This is a genomic window from Megasphaera sp. MJR8396C (assembly GCF_001546855.1).
Taxonomy (GTDB): Bacteria; Bacillota; Negativicutes; order Veillonellales; family Megasphaeraceae; genus Megasphaera.
In genome coordinates, this window is sequence record NZ_KQ958172.1 from 21,446 (window position 1) to 38,780 (window position 17,335).

Genomic DNA, 17,335 nt, shown 5'->3' on the forward strand with positions numbered 1-17,335 from the left:
AAAAGCGTCGCCTCTCTGACGGGAGACGTTGTCAGAGAAGCGACGCTTGAAAGATTCCTATTATCCTAAGATTTCAATGAAGGCCTTGACCACTTCCGGGTCAAAGAGGAGGCCTGAGGAGCTGAAGAGTTCGCGGACGGCTTGTTTTTTTGTCTTGGCCCAAAATTCCGTCGACTGTAGGGCACGATGTCCTGGCAGCAGGGGATGCTTTCCAACATATTGCCGCCGGCCGCTGCATGACGCTTGTACTGGGCCATTTCCGAGCGGTTGAGATAAGGTATCTTGACTAAAAGAGTATTAGATACGACCAAAAGACCGACGTCGTGGAGGAGAGCAGCATATTTTATCTGTTCAATCTCGCTCTTGGGAAGCATGAGCTTGGCAGCGATACTGACGCTGTAGTTGGCAACTTGCAGGGAGTGCATATATAAGCGCTGACTTTTTAGCTGTATGAAGTTGAGCAACTCTGCCGTAATGCCGTCCAAGGATGTCATTTCTTCACGGGCGATGCCCGCTGCTTGATTTAACGATACCATATACATGACAAACAAACCCTTTCATCTGCAACCATACTATTCGTTCGTCGTCCGATTCGACTGGCGTACTTTTTTGGGATGACGAAGGATATTGAACATTTTGGCACTCGTTTTTTTGATGCGCGCGCCTGTATTTTTCATACGCCGTGCTGTCGTAATCTTGGACTTGCGCTTCGGGCGCATGTCGCGGATTGAGCCGAAATCACCGCGGCGGATACTCGTCGCCTTGATGCGGTCGGAACGGAGGTTTACTTTTAATGCGTTCATGATTTGGCTCGTCTTAAGGTCGATGTTAAAACTGTAGATATCTACTGCCACGTAGGAGAGGAGAGGATAGGCGTGGATGCTGATATGGGCGTTGCCCGAGACAGCCATGCACGTCAGTTCGTCATCAATATGGAAGAAGGTAATGCCCTCAGCAGGTGCGCCGACCAAATGGAATGCGCGTTCTACCAAGGGCTGCAAGTCTTCGGCTTCGGTGAAAGAAGCTTTGCAGTTATAAAAATCGATCAGTACATGATTTCCTAATGTATTATTCATAAATCTCCACCCGTTACTTAGTTACAATTAATTATATACTGTTTTTGGGAACTTGTAAACTAAAAAGGGCCCCATGGGATATGTTAAAACCCCATGAGGCTGGTTTTAGTTATGCTTTGTGCTCACCAATGGGAGTGAAGGTAAAATCCGTTCCGTCAAAGCCGATGGCAACCGTATCGCCTTCGCGAATGGTGCCGGCAATGATGCTGCGGCTCAACGACGTTTCGACGGTGTGGGTGATGAGGCGGCGCAGGGGACGGGCACCGAACTGGGGATCGAATCCCTTGTCGGCCAATTCCTGCAGGGCTTCATCGGTCCAGGTGAGTTTAATCTTGATTTGTTTTTCCAGACGCTGACCGAGGCGTTCCAAGAGGATAGCCGCGATATTACGTACCTGGTCTTTTTGCAAGGCCTTGAAGACGACGATGTCGTCGACACGGTTGAGGAATTCCGGACGGAAGTACTGTTTGAGCAGGTCGCGGACTTTCTGGTTGGCCTGTTCGTAGTCCGGTGTTTCCAAAATTTCATGAGAGCCCAGGTTACTGGTCATGATGATGATGGTGTTCTTGAAGTTGACGACGCGGCCCTTGCCGTCGGTCAGGCGGCCGTCATCGAGAATCTGTAAGAGGACGTTGAAGATGTCGGGATGAGCCTTTTCGATTTCGTCGAGGAGGATGACGCTGTACGGACGGCGACGGACGGCTTCCGTGAGCTGACCACCTTCGTCATAGCCGACGTATCCCGGAGGCGCCCCGATCAGGCGCGAGACGGTGTGCTTTTCCATGTATTCCGACATGTCGATGCGGATGATGTTCCGTTCATCATCGAAGAGGGCTTCGGCCAGGGTCTTGGCAAGTTCTGTTTTGCCGACGCCGGTCGGTCCCAGGAAGATGAAGGAACCGATAGGACGGTTCGGGTCTTTGATGCCGGCACGGGCGCGGATGATGGCGTCGCTGACGACGCTGACGGCTTCGTCCTGACCGACGACGCGTTCATGGAGCGTTTCGTCGAGGTGGAGCAGTTTTTCCCGTTCGCCGGTCATCATCTTGGTGACGGGAATCCCCGTCCAGCGGCTGACGACTTGGGCGATGTCTTCTTCGCCGACTTCTTCTTTGAGGAGCTGCGAATCTTGCTGCTGGTTGATATGTGCTTCCTGTTCCGCCAGCTGTTTTTCCAGTTCCGGCAGTTTGCCGTACTTCAGTTCCGAGGCCTTGGCCAAGTCGTAGTTGCGTTCGGCCTGAGCCATTTCGCCTTTGACGGCGTCGATTTCTTTTTTCAGTTCCTGGGTGTGCAGGATGGACTGTTTTTCCGTATCCCACTGGGATTTGAGTTGGTTTTCTTTTTCCTTTAATTCATCCTTCATGGCCGTGATCTTAGCCAGTCGTTCTTTGGAAGCGTCATCCGTTTCCTTGGTGAGGGACTGTTCTTCGATTTCGAGCTGCATGATCTTATGGCTCAATTCGTCGATGGGTGTCGGCATGGATTCGATTTCCGTGCGCAGTTTGGCGGCGGCTTCGTCGACGAGGTCGATGGCCTTATCGGGCAGGAAGCGGTCGGAGATGTAACGGTCCGAGAGGACAGCAGCGGCGACCAGAGCCTTATCGCGGATGCGGACGCCGTGATGGACTTCGTAGCGTTCTTTCAGGCCGCGGAGAATGGTGATCGTATCTTCTACCGACGGCTGGTCAACCATGACCGGCTGGAAACGGCGTTCGAGGGCGGCGTCTTTTTCGATGTATTTCTGGTATTCGTTGAGGGTCGTAGCCCCGATGCAGCGCAGGTCGCCGCGGGCCAGCATCGGTTTTAAGATGTTGCCGGCATCCATAGAGCCTTCGGATGCGCCGGCGCCGACGACGGTGTGGATTTCATCGATGAAGAGGAGAATCTGACCGTCCGATTTGGCGATTTCATTGAGGACTGATTTCAGTCGTTCTTCGAATTCGCCGCGGTATTTGGCCCCGGCAATGAGGGAGCCCATGTCGAGGGAGTAGAGGGTCTTGTTCTTCAGCGATTCCGGAATGTCGCCGCTGACGATGCGGCGGGCCAAACCTTCGACGATGGCCGTTTTGCCGACGCCTGGTTCACCGATGAGGACCGGGTTGTTCTTGCGGCGCCGCGACAGGATTTCGATGGTACGGCGGATTTCGTCGTCACGGCCGATGACCGGGTCGAGCTTGTTCTGGCGGGCGGCTGCCGTCAGGTCGCGCCCGTATTTTTCGAGAGCCTTGTAGTTGCCTTCCGGGTTGTCGGTATTGACGTTGGCCTTGCGGTTGGCTTTGATGGTGCTCATGATCTTGTCCTGGTGCAGGCCGAATTCACGGCACAGTTCCTGGACATCGGAGCTGCTTTCGCTGACGATCCCGAGGAGTAGGTGTTCCGTGCTGATGTAGTCATCATGCATAGAGTCGGCTAATTGCTGGGCTTTACCGATGACCCGGACCATTTCCGTCGACATCGACATCTGGCTCGAGCCCTGGACGGACGGAATCTTTTTCAACAGCTGTTCCAACCGTGCCTGGAGCATGGGGACGTCGGTCTGACATTCCGTAAGGATGGTGCTCAGCAGGCCTTCGGGCTCTTTGAGCAGGCCCATGAGCATGTGGACCGAGGAGATTTCTTGGTTATAATGGAGGGCGGCAATCTGCTGGGCAGACTGGAAGGCTTCCATGACTTTCTGTGTATATTTTTCGTTTCCCATAAGTAAGACCTCCTTATTATGGCGATTGTATTCAGGATTAGGAGCTTTTCGCTAGCTTCTAGTATCATTATAGCTGTAAAAGTCAAAAAGTCAATATGTCAAAAAGAAAAATTTGTAAATGTTTCGGAAAAGACGTTGTTGACAGCCTTCGGCCTTTCCCCTACAATCGAGGCAGTATAATGATGGCCCTTCCTCATGGGGGGCGATGAAAGGAGTCCGACGATGGACGAAAGAGAACGATTGGCTTTTAGCGGTGATGCGGCTGCTCAATGTGCCATGGGAGACGATTATTTCTTTGAAGCTTTTGACGCCGATATAGAAGATAAAGATGATTTATATAAGAAGGCTTTTTATTGGTACCGCCGTTCGGCCAAGGGCGGTCATGCCGCTGGCCAATATAACCTGGGCTATCAGTATGAGTATGGCTTGGGGACGGAGCGCGACATAAAGCAGGCTGTTTCCTGGTACGGTGCAGCTGCCAGCCAAGGCTATGGAGCGGCCGAAAATAATTTAGGTCACCTGTATGAAGTGGGGGACGATCTCCCTCAGGATTACGAAAAGGCCTTGTATTGGTACCGAAGGGCGGCCGACCACGGCGACAGCGACGGCCAGTGCAATACGGCCATCATGTATCAGTTCGGCTATACCGGCGAGCCTGATTATGAAAAAGCCGCCTCTTGGTATGCCAAAGCGGCGGCTCAGGGAAACGTCATCGCTGAAAACAATCTCGGCTATCTCTATGAAAAGGGCTACGGAGTCCGGCAAGATTGGGAACTGGCCGCGCACTGGTATTATGAAGCGGCCATGGCTGGTGACGGTCCGGCTCAGAACAATTTGGGCGTCCTCTACCGTGACGGTCACGGCGTCGCCCATGATGCCATTCAGGCTGCCTATTGGTTTGCCCAGTCGGCGGCGTCAGGCTATAAAGAGGGCATGAAAAATTACGCCACCGCCCTGGAAACAGGCGATGGCGTAGAGTTGGATCGTGATGAAGCTGCGTATTGGCGCAACCAAAGTTACGAGGATTAATGAAGTAAATTGATGAATATCGTAATGATCGTGGCGTTGACCGGGTCGATGATCAAGGAGCCGATGAGCGGGATGACGAAGAAAGCCGTCGGTGCCGGACCGAAGATTTCTGTCATGGCCGTCATGTTGGCGATAGCGTTTGGCGTAGCGCCCAAGCCGAAGCCGCAGACACCGCTGGTCATGACGGCCGCTTCGTAATCGCGGCCCATGATGCGGAAGACGACGAAGTAGGCGAAGATGGCCATGAACAAGGCCTGGCTGAGGAGCATGACGACCAAGGGTACGGCAAGGTCGGCCAGCTGCCAGAGTTTGAGGCTCATGAGGACGCAGGTCAAGAAGACGGTCAGGCTGAGGTTGCCGAGGACTTCGCTTTCATGCTGGTAGACTTTGAAGCTGTGGGTGAAGTCGGCGATGTTGCGGATGACGGCAGCGACGATCATGGAGCCGATGTAGCCCGGGAAGACGAGGCCGATGCTGCTGAAGAAGCCGCTGACCAGGGTGCCGAGGCCCATGGCCAGAAAGAGGTGGGCCATGGCGTTCATGAAGCGGTAGTTATCGATGGTCTGGCCGATTTTATTTTCGATTTTGATGGCGTTTTCAGCCCGTTCCTTATCGCCGGCTACGGCTTTTAAACGGGAGACGGCGTCGGCGCTGGCCGAAGGGTCGAAACGTTCCGTTTCCGCCGAGCTGACCAGGTGGTGTTTATGAATCAGTGCTTCCCCAATCGGGCCGCCGATGACGCCGCCGGCGACGAGACCAAAGGTTGCTGCGGCGACGGAAATGGTGACGCCACTGTCAAGGCCGATGCTTTCCAGCAAAGGACCGAAGGCAGCTGCCGTGCCGTGACCGCCGACCATGGGAATCGAGCCCGTTGCCAGCCCCATGAGGGAATTGAGGTCAAAGGCCGTTGCCAGGCCTGCGCCGATGATGTTTTGGCAGACGATGAGGATCGTCGTGACGATGGCCATTTTAAAGACCATGACCCCGCCTCGTTTGATGAGGCTGATGCTGGCCGTGTAGCCAACGCTGGTGAAAAAGAGCATCATACAGATGTTTTGCATAATCGTATCCTGCTCGTACTGCCAGAGACCCTGAGTATATAGGATGCAGTTGATGATAGCGAATAAAATGCCTCCGACGACCGGAGCGGGGATACAGTACTTACGCAGGACGTCGAACTTGGCCCGCAAGAATACGCCGGTGTAGTAAACGACAATCGCTGCGGCCAGTGTTTGATAAATATTAAGATTTACAGCCACAAATAAGCCCCCTTCATATTTTATCGATTTTTGATGAAATCGACGAAATAGGTTATGGAAAAATAAAAAATACAGTACTTATGATAGCAGATTTTGGGCTGTAAAACAAATATATGGATAAAAATAAATCGATATTACCCTTGGCGATTCTCCTGGGGGAGATAGCGCGGCGACGTGTAATAGTCGCTGTGCCCTTTTCGGCAGGAAGCGCTGCGAAAACAGAGGGCCTGAATGTCATTGGCCCGGATATCGAGGTCGAGCTGGGCCTGTCCTAAGGGGGACAGGATTTTTTTGTCCTGCGCCGCTTTGGTTATGATGGGGAAGGACCCTTTTATTTCCTTTAAGAAGGCGGCGCCGCGTTCATTGAAGGCCAGGATGCGCCCGTACTGAGGGCCTTCGCGGTAAGACTTGTCGAAGAAATCTTGTGACGGCTGCAGCACCGTGTAAGCTCCCATGCGGCACAGGCGGCTGAAGGCGTAGCGTTTGGTCTTGACCGAGAACAGGGCTTCGTCATAGGTCGGAAGCGTCGAAAAGGCCCGGTGCCAGCGGTTTTCAAGGCCTTCGGTGAAGGCCGGCAGGCGGCGGAGTCGTTCCGGTGTCATGAGGCGCCCCTGGAGGCTGACGAAATCGCCGTAGCGGCCGTAATCGGTACAGGCCCCGGTTTTCAGTAAGGCTTCGATGTCACCGCGGCTGGCCGAGGGCAGATAGGCTGCGGATTTGGGCGAAAAGCCTTTTTCCAGTTCCCGGCGGAGGGCTGAGGCACTGGTAAAGGGCTGATCGAAGCCGGTTTCGGCGTGGCTCCCCGTGCGGGGAATGGTCAGCAGGGACAAGGGCGACGGCAGATGTAGGATGGCTTTGGCATATTCAAGGGCCAAGAGGGCGTTGGGCTGTTCTAAAAGAGAGGCCAGCTCCGGCAGGGCCTTGGCCAGGTCTTCTGTTTGGTTGCGGCCGGCCGTCGCCGTCTTTATCGATTCGCCGGACGAGAGACTTAACGCGGTCTTGGCCAAGCGGAGAAAATCGTTGGCCGTCCCTGTTTCGACGCCGCAGGCCAGGCTGTTACAACTAAGGCGGCTGGCCAATCGGACGCCGCCGGCGGCAAAGCCTGCGGCACTCGAGAGGGCATAGACGGCGGGCAGTTCAAAGACGGCGTCGGCTCCACTACCGACGGCCCAGGCGGCGCGGTGCCATTTGTCAAAGAGGGCCGGTTCACCGCGCTGGACGAAGGCGCCGCTCATGAGGACGATGATGGCCGCATCGGAAGGGCGCTGGCGGCGGATTTCCGACAACAAGTAGGCGTGGCCGGTGTGAAAGGGATTAAATTCGGCGATGACGGCAATGGCTTCCATGGCAGTCTCCTTTATGTTCATAATTTCACAATATCTGTATCGAACGGGGCCGCAATCAGTGGTGCTGCGGCATGAAACAGGCCGTGTGTCACGATATAAGTTGTTTATAAGTATACGTAAGGTAAAGGAAATCGTCAATGCAGGCCAGCCATTCTTTTTGGCTGTTTGAGGGGATAGCCAAAGTATTTCCAATTCCTGCTTTTTTTAGATGACGCTATAAGGCTTTTATGCTATAATGAACCTAGTCTGTAGAAAGCATAAATAGGTGATTGTATGAAGGGATTGAAAGGACTTGCAGCTGCAGCGATGGTCTCAGCTGCCGTATTGTTAGCCGGCTGTGGCAGCAATACGATGCTTGAAGAATACAGTTTCGGCTATGTCCAGTTAAAAGCCGGAAATTCGGAAGTGTACGTCATGACCCCGTTTGACCTGGCACACGTGAACCGCCAGGACGGTGAAGGCATGATGTATATTAACAATGACAAACACATCAATGTCGTCGCTGTTTCTGAAACAGCCGGCGAAACGACGCCTGTTGCCATGGCTGACAAATACGTTGCCATGCTGAAACAGACACCGGATGTATCTGATCTGCAAACGAAGATTACCGAAGCCGAAGAGAGCGGACGCAAGGCTACTGTCGTCGACGCCTCCTATACGGAGCCTTTGAACGGCCAGCCGGCGAAGCTCACCGTGCGGAGTTTCTTCTTTGAAGATAACGGCCAGATCTGGCACGTCATGTACATGTACAAAGACGGCGATGAACTGGCGAAGGAAGTAGTTGACCACGTATTTGGCCAGCTAAAGTAATTTTAAAACACACGAAAGAGGGTAAAATTTCATGATCGTATTGGTTGTAAACTGCGGAAGCTCATCTTTGAAGTATCAGCTCGTCAACATGGATAATGAAGAAGTAATGGCAAAAGGCCTGGTCGAAAAAATCGGCCTTCCCGATTCGCAGCTGACCCACAAATGGAATGGCCAGAAAAAGGAAATCCAGCAGTCCATTCCGGATCACAACGTAGCCGTCAAGCTCGTTCTCGACATCTTGACCGACGCTGAATGCGGCGTCATCAAATCGATGGATGCTATCGACGCTGTCGGCCACCGCGTCGTCCATGGCGGTGAAGAATTTGCTGCTTCTACGCTCATTACGGACGAAGTCATGAAAGCCTTGGAAAAATGCTCGGCCATGGCTCCGCTTCACAATCCGCCGAACATCATCGGCATCAATGCCTGCAAGGCAATTATGCCCGGCGTACCTCAGGTCGGCGTCTTCGATACGGCCTTCCATCAGACCATGCCGGCTAAAGCCTTCATGTACGGCCTCCCGTACGAACTCTATAAGGAAGATCATATCCGTCGTTACGGCTTCCACGGCACGAGCCATCGCTATGTTGCCGGTGAAGTCGCTAAAGTCATGGGCAAACCCGTTGAAGAACTGCGCATCATCAACTGCCATCTCGGCAACGGCTCGTCCTTAGCTGCCATCAAATACGGTAAATGCGTCGACACGACGATGGGCTTTACGCCGCTGGCTGGCGTCCTCATGGGCACGCGCTGCGGTGATATCGACCCGGCTATCGTCCTCAACGTCATGGACAACCATAACCTTTCGACGAAAGATATGGACAAATTGATGAACAAACAGTCCGGCGTCCTCGGTATCTCCGGCGTTTCCAGCGACTTCCGCGACCTCGGCAAAGCTGCCGAAGAAGGCAATGAACGGGCTCAGCTGGCTCTCGATATGTTCCACTACCAGGTCCGTAAGGAAATCGGTGCCTTTGCAGCTGCCATGGGCGGTGTCGATGTCATCACCTTTACGGCCGGCGTCGGCGAAAACGGCATTGAAGACCGTGCAGCCATCGCATCGGGCCTCGAATACCTCGGCGCCAAACTCGATCCTCAGCGCAACGACGTCCGCGGCAAAGATGCTTTGATCAGCACCGACGATTCGACGGTTAAGATGTATGTCATCCCGACGAATGAAGAAATCATGATTGCCCGTGATACGAAGGACATCGTATCCAAACAGTAATACGCCTCAATTGGAGTGAAGACCGTGAAATTATTATACTGGGATATTGACGGAACCTTATTGAATACCGGCCATGCCGGACTGAATGCCATTAAAGAAGTTCTCCACGACTTAAAAGGGGAAGATACACCGGTGCCGAAGATCGATGCCGGCGGTCGGACGGACAACTATATTTGTCAGCAGCTGCTCTATAAATCGACAGGTGTCATGCCGACCGATGAAGAAGTCTTCGCCTTTTGCCGGAACTATGAGCAAAAGCTTCTGAAATGGCTGAAGCGCAGGGCTCACGAAGGCGTCATCCTGCCCAATGCAGCGGAAAATCTGGCATTCTTCCACGGGAGAGAAGGCTATCGCCAGCTCCTCCTGACGGGGAACAGCCGCGTCGGCGCCAGCCTGAAGATGGATTTCTTCGGCCTGTCTCAGTATTTTGATTTCGACCATTCCGGTTTTGCCTTCGACTACTATTATCGTGACGACCTGGCCCGCAATGCCCTGGCCATTGCCAGAAGGACTTGGGGCGATGACATCGAAGCCATGTACGTCATCGGCGATACGCCCCATGACATCCAGTGCGGGAAAGCCATTGGCGCCCGGACCATCAGTGTCGCCACGGGCCGGCATTCCTACGATGATTTGGCCAAGTGCGAACCCTGGAAAATCATTCCGTCCCTTCCCGAACCGGAAGCCTTTGAAGCGCTTCTTGAAGCATGATAAACTCCTTATAAAAAGGAAACCCAGACTCATCATATTGAGTCTGGGTTTTTTTTAGGTTCTTCGATGCGCCATGTGTTTTCAAGGACGCGGAAGTTCAGGGAATGCCATTTCTTTTCCATATCGTCTAAGGTGATCGATGCCGAATAGAGCAGGTTATTCTGCTTTTGAGCCTGCTTTTCCAGTTGAGAAATGCGGACTCGTTGAAGGGCAACGGTCTGGGACAGAGCCAGAACCTGGACTTGCAGCACCAGGGTCCAGCCCAAGAGCAGGACCACGGCGGCCGTCATATATTTTTGACCTTTGGACAGGCCGTGCCAATTCGTTACGAGGCGGCGATACTGGCTCATGAACCAGGTCTTACCGACCTGTATCCGGCCTTTAAACGTACCGGCGGGCGAGGCGGGGCGCTGTCTTTTCCCGGCCATTATAAGTTCGAGATGACGCGGGCCTTATTGCGGACGAAGTCGAGCCATAATTGAGCCGCATGGGACAGGTAGTGGCCGCGTTTCCAGATGACGTAGAGGACGTGCATGATTTCCGGTTCGACCAGAGGACGGACGACGACCGATTCCGAGACGCGCGGGTTGGCTTCCTTTGTCGGGCACAGGCGGCTCGGCAGGAGAGCGACGCCGAGGTTGGCGACGACGGTCTGGATCATGAGGTCGCGCTGGCTCGTTTCAAAGATGATTTTCGGCTGGAAGCCGATTTTCTTACAGTGCTGGATGATTTCGTCGTGCAGGTTGAAGTCATCGCGGTAGAGGACCAGGGATTCATTGGCCAGTTTCTTCAAGGGAATCGTCTTTTCCTTGGACAGGATATTGTCGCGGTGGATGATGACGTTCATCGGGTCCTGGGTGAGGAAGAACGATTCGAAATCCTTTTCTTTCGGCTGGGTGCAGACGATGCCAAGGTCGATGAGACCTTCCTGAACGCTGATTTCTACCTTCTTCGAGCCGTGTTCGTATAAGTCCAGTTCAATTTGGGGATATTCCTGCTTGAATGCCCCTAAGAGGTTGGCGAAGATAGGAGCCCCGGTGATAGGGGGCAGACCGATGAGAATCGTGCCCTGTTCCAATTTGAATTCATTTTCAAAGTCGGTCTTCAAATGTTCGAACATGAAGACGACCCGTTTGGCATGGGACAGGAAAATCGTACCGGCGTCGGTCAGTTCGACGGCCTTTGCATTACGCATGAAAAGGACGACGCCCAGTTCTTCTTCCAGGGCTTTGATGGTACGGCTGATGGCGGACTGAGAAATATGCAGTGTTCGCGCTGCTTTGCTGAATGACTTCTTGTCTGCTACTTCGACAAAGTATTTAAGATGATGAAAATCCATGCTAACACCTCCACTAACTAATCGTGTATATCAAAAATAACGCTATAATATACACTCCTTCGGTATACGTTTACAAAATAGCACTGAACGATGCATAAACTAGCATCACATTCCTATTGAATTTAACATTGCTTAGGCATATAATTAACTTGTAAGAAAAAGTTACAAAGTCGTTCGGTTTGTGATGGTCAGCAATTCTAAAAAGAGATATGGTAATGTGCAAAACTGTATACCACTATAATAGTAGTACAGATTGAGAATATTAGCAATACTTTTTTTGAATATTGTCGGACCTTCCCACGTTTTATTGCGTTTTTTTCATTATGGGACGTGTATGGTCGATACGTGAACAGAATGCATCATTGGAACCTTTGCGTACTGTTCGCGCCTTCTGTATGAGGTACAGCAGAACGTCTTTATAGCTATCTTAAGCCTATCAGTATGGAATCTTCCATATTGTGTATAACATTCAATTAAGGAGCGTGTTTTATCTATGAGCAAATTTAAAACCATGGATGGTAACGAAGCAGCTGCATGGGTGTCCTATGCATTTACTGAAGTTGCCGCAATTTATCCGATCACGCCGTCTTCTCCTATGGCAGAACATGTCGATGATTGGTCCGCCACTGGCATGAAAAACCTCTTCGGTCACAAAGTCAATGTCATTGAAATGCAGTCCGAAGCTGGCGCTGCCGGCGCATTCCACGGTTCCTTACAGGCTGGTGCTTTGACCACGACGTACACCGCATCTCAGGGCTTCCTCCTCATGATGCCGAACATGTACAAAGTTGCCGGCGAACTCCTTCCGGGCGTATTCCACGTAGCTGCACGTGCTTTGGCTAACCATGCACTGAGCATCTTCGGTGACCATCAGGACGTTATGGCTGCTCGTGCAACGGGCTGCTGTCTCTTGGCCGAATCCAATGTTCAGGAAGTCATGGACCTCGCTGGGGTCGCTCATTTATCGGCAATTAAAGGTTCCTTGCCGTTCATCAACTTCTTCGACGGTTTCCGTACGTCTCACGAAATTCAGAAAGTTGAAGTCATGGATTTCGAAAACTACAGAAAACTCGTTGACTGGGAAGCTATCGACAGATTCCGTAAACGTGCTCTTAACCCGGATAACCCGCAGGTTCGCGGCACGGCTGAAAACCCGGACGTATACTTCCAGCACACAGAAGCTGCTAACAAATTCTATGACGCTATGCCGGATATCGTAGCTGACTACATGGACAAGATTTCTGAAATCACGGGCCGCTCCTACAAACCGTTCAACTACTACGGTGCTCCTGATGCAGAACACATCATCGTTTCCATGGGCTCTCTCTCCGACGTTGCTAAACAGACTGTCGACTACTTACAGAGCCAGGGCGAAAAAGTCGGTGCTATCAACGTTCACCTCTATCGTCCGTTCTCCAACAAATACTTGCTCAACGTTCTTCCGAAAACGGTCAAGAAGATTGCTGTCGTCGACCGCACGAAAGAACCGGGCTCCCTCGGCGAACCGCTTTATCTCGATATTGTCGGCTTCGTAAAAGAAGAAGGTCTTAACATCGACGTCATCGGCGGCCGCACCGGTATGGGCTCCAAAGACGTTCTTCCGGAAGACTTCCTCGCTGTCTTCAAAGAATTGAAGAAAGATCATCCGCTCAACGGCTTCACCCTTGGCATCGTCGACGACGTTACCAACCTCAGCCTTCCGCGCGAACCGAAAATGCCGCTTGATACCACGGGTCTTACGTCCTGTAAATTCTGGGGCTTCGGTTCTGACGGTACTGTCGGTGCTAACAAATCGGCTATCAAGATCATCGGCGACCACACGGATATGTATGCACAGGCATACTTCGCTTATGACTCCAAGAAATCCGGCGGCGTAACGATTTCTCACCTGCGTTTCGGTACTCGTCCGATTGACATGCCGTACCTCATCGACGCAGCTGACTACATCGCTTGCCATCGCCAGTCCTATGTAGGTCGTTTCGATGTCCTCCGCGGCATCAAAGAAGGCGGCACGTTCATGCTGAACTGCACCTGGACCGATGAAGAACTGGAACACGAACTTCCGGCTCGCATCAAACGCGCTATCGCTAAAAACCACGTTAAATTCTACACCTTGAACGGTGACGCTATCGGCCAGAAACTCGGCCTCGGCACTCGTATCAACATGGTCATGCAGGCTGCATTCTTTGCCCTCGCTAAGATCATCCCTGTAGAAGACGCTGTTAAATACTTGAAAGACTCCATCATCAAGAACTACGGCAAAAAAGGCCAGAAGATCATTGACATGAACAATGGCGCCGTTGATGCTGGTATCAAAGAATTCCATGAAGTTAACTATCCGGCTTCCTGGGCTGATGCTGTTGACGAAGTCGTCGAAGGCCGCCCGGCTACGAAGTACTTCACGGATGTTGCAAAACCGATGCTCGAACAGGTTGGCGACGATCTCCCGGTTTCCGCATTTGTCGGCCGCGAAGATGGCACCATGCCTTCCGGCACTTCGAAATTCGAAAAAGCTGGCCCGGCTCTGCACGTTCCTTCCTGGGATAACGAAAAATGTATCGGCTGCCTCCAGTGTTCCTTCGTTTGCCCGCATGCTACGGTTCGTCCGTGCTTGACGACCAAAGAAGAAACGGCTGCTGCTCCGGCTGGTTACAAAGTCGCTACGAAAGCTAAATCCGGTAAAGAATACGATTTGGCTATCGTTGTCGACCAGCTCGACTGCCTCGAATGCGGTTCTTGCGTAAACGTCTGCCCGGTTCAGGCCCTCACCATGGTTCCGAATACCGACGAAGAACGTAAGAAGATGGAATTCTGGTACTATGCTACGGAAAAGGTTGCTCCGAAAGCTAACCCGCAGAACAAGAAGACGGTTATCGGTTCTCAGTTCGAACAGCCGCTCCTCGAATTCTCCGGCGCATGCGCAGGCTGCGGTGAAACCCCGTATGTCAAACTCGTTACACAGCTCTTCGGCGACCGCATGATGATCGCTAACGCAACAGGCTGCTCCTCCATTTGGGGTGCATCGGCTCCTGTTTCCCCGTACACCATGAACGCTGCCGGCCACGGCCCGTCCTGGGCAAACAGCCTCTTCGAAGATGCTGCTGAATTTGGCCTCGGCATGTTCCTCGGCGTAGACAAAGTCCGCAAAGACTTGGTCGAAAACCTCGACGCTGCTAAAGCTGTCGCTTCTCCGGAACTCCAGGAAGCACTCAGCGACTGGGCTGCTCACGCTTATGAAGGTGAAGGCACTCGTGAACGCGCTGACAAATTGACGGCTCTCCTCGAAAAAGAAGCTGCCGGCAAACCGGTTCTCGAAGACTTCCTCGCTAAGAAACAGTTCTTCGTAAAACGTAGCCAGTGGATCATCGGTGGTGACGGTTGGTCCTACGATATCGGTTACGGCGGTGTTGACCATGTCCTCGCTTCGGACAACGACATCAACGTCCTCGTTCTCGATACGGAAGTTTACTCCAACACCGGCGGTCAGTCCTCTAAAGCTACCCCGACTGCAGCTATCGCACAGTTCGCTGCTGCCGGCAAACGCACCAAGAAGAAGGACCTCGGCATGATGGCTATTTCCTACGGTTACGTCTATGTAGCTCAGGTAGCTATGGGCGCTGACAAGAACCAGCTCCTCAAAGCTATCACCGAAGCTGAAGCATACCATGGCCCGTCCTTGGTTATCTGCTACGCTCCTTGCATCAACCATGGTATCCGTAAGGGCATGGGCAAGAGCCAGACGGAAGAAAAACTCGCTGTCGAATGCGGCTACTGGGATCTCTTCCGTTACAACCCGGATCTCAAAGAACAGGGCAAGAACCCGTTCAGCCTCGATTCCAAAGAACCGGATTACAGCAAATTCCAGGAATTCTTGCAGGGTGAAGTTCGTTACGCATCCCTCAAGAAGAGCTTCCCGGAAGAAGCCGAAGCTCTCTATGCTAAGACTGAAACTGACGCTAAGAATCGTCGTCATTCCTACGTCCGTCTGCAGAAGGGTTTTGAAGACTAATTTAAATGCACTTGCTGCATAGATAAATAGCGGAAAGGCTCTGCACGGTGGTTTCCACCATGCAGGGCCTTTTTGTTGTTATTTATGGGGAAGTAGAGTATAATAAATTGTGAATGGATTTTTTATATTTTTATTCTTTGTTATAATACTTAGATGAACTAGGGGGCCTCTTTCATGTCATCTAAAATGGGTACGCTCTGCATAGTCCTGGCAGCTCTTGCCTTTGGGACCATGGAAATTTCACTGAAGATCGCCGGTACGGCCTTTACGCCATTCCAGCTGACCTTTCTCCGCTTTCTCGTAGGCGGCATCCTGCTCATGCCGCTGGCCATCCGCGATATGAAGAAGCATCATATTCATATCGATCGGTCTGATTGGGGATATTTGGCCATTCTGGGACTGGTCAATATCTGCTTCAGCATGATTCTCTTCCAGATCGGCGTCAACATGGCCAATGCCAGCCTGGCAGCCATCGTCTTTTCCAGTAACCCGATCTTCGTCATGATCTTTTCCTATTTTCTCATCCACGAAGCCTTTACGCGTAAGAAGGCCATCACCTTGGTGCTGAGCCTTATCGGCCTGATCATTGTCGCCAACCCGGTGGATATCATCGAAAACGGTAACGTCGGGCTTCTGGTGTCCCTGGCAGCGGCCATTTCCTTTGCCTTCTACACGACCTTGGGAAAACTTCGAATCGCGAAATTAGGGGGCAACGTCGAAAACGCCTTCAGTTTTCTCATCGGCTGCCTGTTTTTGTTGGTCATTCTGATTTTCCACGGCGACCCGATCATTGCCGGTATCAACGCCCAGACTATCTGGCCGCTCCTGTACTGCTCACTGGTCGTCACCGGCTTTGGCTATCTGTTCTTCATGAAGGCCATTGAACTGACCGGCCCGTCCAATGCTTCTTTTGCCTTTTTCATTAAGCCGATCATCGCTCTCATCCTGGCTGCGATTATCTTATCGGAACCGATTACGGCCAACGCTGTCATCGGCTTGGCCCTCATCCTTCTGGGCTGCACCATGGCTGGACCTATCGAACACCTGCTTTTCCCGCATCATGCCATCGGCGAAATCGCCGGTCGTACCAACCATCCGGCTTGGATGAAGGAAGATACAGAATGCCCCTTGGTCGTTACCATTTCCCGTGAATTTGGCAGCGGCGGCCGCAATATTGGGAAACTTGTGGCCCGTAAGTTAGGCGTTCCTTATTACGATACGGAAATTTTCAACCGTACCCAGAAAGAACATCCGCAGACGGTCGTCGCCTGGTGCAAGGACCAGAAACGCCGCCTGGGGCCGCTCCTCTCCAAAGTTTATGAAGATTACGTCCACTATGCGTCGGGCTATGAATCGAACCAGATGGAAATGTTCCGCGACGAAGCGGAAGTCATTGAGGCCTTGACGACGGGCCAATCCTGCGTCATCGTCGGCCGCCTGGCAAACTACGTCCTGCGCAAACGGCCCAATACCTTCAACGTCTTCATTTCCTCGGACCCGGACTGGGCTGTCCAGCGCATCATGCTCCGGGAACACATCGATGCCGACCGGGCGACGAAACTTCGCAACCATGTCAACCAGGAACGGCGGGATCACTGCATGTACTGCACCGATTCGTACTGGGGCTATGGCGCCAACTACGATTTGAGCCTTAAGTCCAGTGATTACGGTATCGTCAAGACGGCGGACCTCATCTTAGAAGCGGCTCAGCATCGCCTGACCATTTCTCAAGAAGATATCAATCCCTTAATTATGGGAAGCGACAAGGATTCGGCTAAGACCCGGACAAGGGCCGAAGTGATGCCGTCGTAAGATGATATTTTCGATATA

General features: G+C 52.4%; 12 protein-coding genes and 1 pseudogene. 6 read left to right on the top strand and 7 right to left on the bottom strand.

What is annotated here, in order from left to right:
- Positions 1 to 60: 60 nt before the first annotated feature.
- The 3 genes and pseudogenes from HMPREF3201_RS04650 to clpB form a co-directional block, all read right to left on the bottom strand.
- Positions 61 to 542 (bottom strand): annotated as a pseudogene (locus tag HMPREF3201_RS04650) (HD-GYP domain-containing protein).
- A 30-nt stretch (positions 543 to 572) separates the two neighbouring features.
- Complete coding sequence (locus tag HMPREF3201_RS04655; protein ID WP_044503603.1) at positions 573 to 1,076, bottom strand: S-adenosylmethionine decarboxylase family protein; 504 nt, start codon at positions 1,074 to 1,076, stop codon at positions 573 to 575.
- A gap of 109 nt (positions 1,077 to 1,185) precedes the next feature.
- The gene (gene clpB, locus HMPREF3201_RS04660) at positions 1,186 to 3,774 is read right to left on the bottom strand and encodes an ATP-dependent chaperone ClpB (protein WP_062411971.1); all 2,589 of its coding nucleotides are present in this window, start codon (positions 3,772 to 3,774) and stop codon (positions 1,186 to 1,188) included.
- Positions 3,775 to 3,996: 222 nt separating this feature from the next.
- Here clpB and HMPREF3201_RS04665 point away from each other — a divergent pair, with 222 nt between their 5' ends.
- Positions 3,997 to 4,803, top strand: coding sequence for a tetratricopeptide repeat protein (locus tag HMPREF3201_RS04665; protein WP_062411972.1), 807 nt, complete (start codon positions 3,997 to 3,999; stop codon positions 4,801 to 4,803).
- On the opposite strand, the gene gltS is transcribed toward HMPREF3201_RS04665, so the two are convergent.
- Positions 4,800 to 6,062 (bottom strand): sodium/glutamate symporter, encoded by a 1,263-nt coding sequence (gene gltS / locus HMPREF3201_RS04670; RefSeq protein WP_062411973.1) that lies wholly within the window; start codon positions 6,060 to 6,062, stop codon positions 4,800 to 4,802. The genes HMPREF3201_RS04665 and gltS overlap by 4 nt on opposite strands.
- 134 nt (positions 6,063 to 6,196) lie before the next feature.
- Positions 6,197 to 7,408, bottom strand: a complete 1,212-nt coding sequence (locus HMPREF3201_RS04675) for a tRNA(Met) cytidine acetate ligase (protein WP_062411974.1) — start codon at positions 7,406 to 7,408, stop codon at positions 6,197 to 6,199.
- 273 nt (positions 7,409 to 7,681) lie between these two features.
- Between HMPREF3201_RS04675 and HMPREF3201_RS04680 the strand changes: the two genes are divergently transcribed.
- The 3 genes from HMPREF3201_RS04680 to HMPREF3201_RS04690 are packed head-to-tail and all read left to right on the top strand — an operon-like array spanning position 7,682 to position 10,157.
- Positions 7,682 to 8,218: a hypothetical protein gene (locus tag HMPREF3201_RS04680; RefSeq protein WP_062411975.1), complete on the top strand. Its 537-nt coding sequence runs from the start codon at positions 7,682 to 7,684 to the stop codon at positions 8,216 to 8,218.
- A gap of 31 nt (positions 8,219 to 8,249) precedes the next feature.
- Complete coding sequence (locus tag HMPREF3201_RS04685) at positions 8,250 to 9,446, top strand: acetate/propionate family kinase (RefSeq protein ID WP_062411976.1); 1,197 nt, start codon at positions 8,250 to 8,252, stop codon at positions 9,444 to 9,446.
- Between the two features lie 24 nt (positions 9,447 to 9,470).
- The gene (locus tag HMPREF3201_RS04690) at positions 9,471 to 10,157 is read left to right on the top strand and encodes an HAD family hydrolase (RefSeq protein WP_062411977.1); all 687 of its coding nucleotides are present in this window, start codon (positions 9,471 to 9,473) and stop codon (positions 10,155 to 10,157) included.
- Positions 10,158 to 10,189: 32 nt separating this feature from the next.
- On the opposite strand, the gene HMPREF3201_RS11990 is transcribed toward HMPREF3201_RS04690, so the two are convergent.
- Both HMPREF3201_RS11990 and HMPREF3201_RS04700 read right to left on the bottom strand, forming a co-directional pair.
- On the bottom strand, positions 10,190 to 10,585 hold the full coding sequence (locus tag HMPREF3201_RS11990) for a hypothetical protein (RefSeq protein WP_062411978.1): 396 nt from the start codon (positions 10,583 to 10,585) through the stop codon (positions 10,190 to 10,192).
- The gene (locus HMPREF3201_RS04700) at positions 10,585 to 11,496 is read right to left on the bottom strand and encodes a LysR family transcriptional regulator (RefSeq protein ID WP_044503611.1); all 912 of its coding nucleotides are present in this window, start codon (positions 11,494 to 11,496) and stop codon (positions 10,585 to 10,587) included. The genes HMPREF3201_RS11990 and HMPREF3201_RS04700 overlap by 1 nt, the downstream gene beginning before the upstream one ends.
- A 493-nt stretch (positions 11,497 to 11,989) precedes the next feature.
- On the opposite strand from HMPREF3201_RS04700, the gene nifJ reads away from it, so the two are divergent.
- Both nifJ and HMPREF3201_RS04710 read left to right on the top strand, forming a co-directional pair.
- On the top strand, positions 11,990 to 15,505 hold the full coding sequence (gene nifJ / locus HMPREF3201_RS04705; RefSeq protein ID WP_062411979.1) for a pyruvate:ferredoxin (flavodoxin) oxidoreductase: 3,516 nt from the start codon (positions 11,990 to 11,992) through the stop codon (positions 15,503 to 15,505).
- A gap of 174 nt (positions 15,506 to 15,679) precedes the next feature.
- Positions 15,680 to 17,317 (top strand): EamA family transporter, encoded by a 1,638-nt coding sequence (locus tag HMPREF3201_RS04710; protein ID WP_062411980.1) that lies wholly within the window; start codon positions 15,680 to 15,682, stop codon positions 17,315 to 17,317.
- The last annotated feature ends 18 nt before the right edge of the window (positions 17,318 to 17,335 follow it).

Bases quoted from the DNA above. Each gene is read 5' to 3' on its own strand.
- nifJ (WP_062411979.1), top strand. From the start codon at position 11,990: ATGAGCAAATTTAAAACCATGGATGGTAACGAAGCAGCTGCATGGGTG.
- HMPREF3201_RS04710 (WP_062411980.1), top strand. From the start codon at position 15,680: ATGTCATCTAAAATGGGTACGCTCTGCATAGTCCTGGCAGCTCTTGCC.
- HMPREF3201_RS04675 (WP_062411974.1), bottom strand. From the start codon at position 7,408: ATGGAAGCCATTGCCGTCATCGCCGAATTTAATCCCTTTCACACCGGC.
- HMPREF3201_RS04685 (WP_062411976.1), top strand. From the start codon at position 8,250: ATGATCGTATTGGTTGTAAACTGCGGAAGCTCATCTTTGAAGTATCAG.
- HMPREF3201_RS04665 (WP_062411972.1), top strand. From the start codon at position 3,997: ATGGACGAAAGAGAACGATTGGCTTTTAGCGGTGATGCGGCTGCTCAA.
- clpB (WP_062411971.1), bottom strand. From the start codon at position 3,774: ATGGGAAACGAAAAATATACACAGAAAGTCATGGAAGCCTTCCAGTCT.
- HMPREF3201_RS04680 (WP_062411975.1), top strand. From the start codon at position 7,682: ATGAAGGGATTGAAAGGACTTGCAGCTGCAGCGATGGTCTCAGCTGCC.
- HMPREF3201_RS11990 (WP_062411978.1), bottom strand. From the start codon at position 10,585: ATGGCCGGGAAAAGACAGCGCCCCGCCTCGCCCGCCGGTACGTTTAAA.
- HMPREF3201_RS04655 (WP_044503603.1), bottom strand. From the start codon at position 1,076: ATGAATAATACATTAGGAAATCATGTACTGATCGATTTTTATAACTGC.
- HMPREF3201_RS04700 (WP_044503611.1), bottom strand. From the start codon at position 11,496: ATGGATTTTCATCATCTTAAATACTTTGTCGAAGTAGCAGACAAGAAG.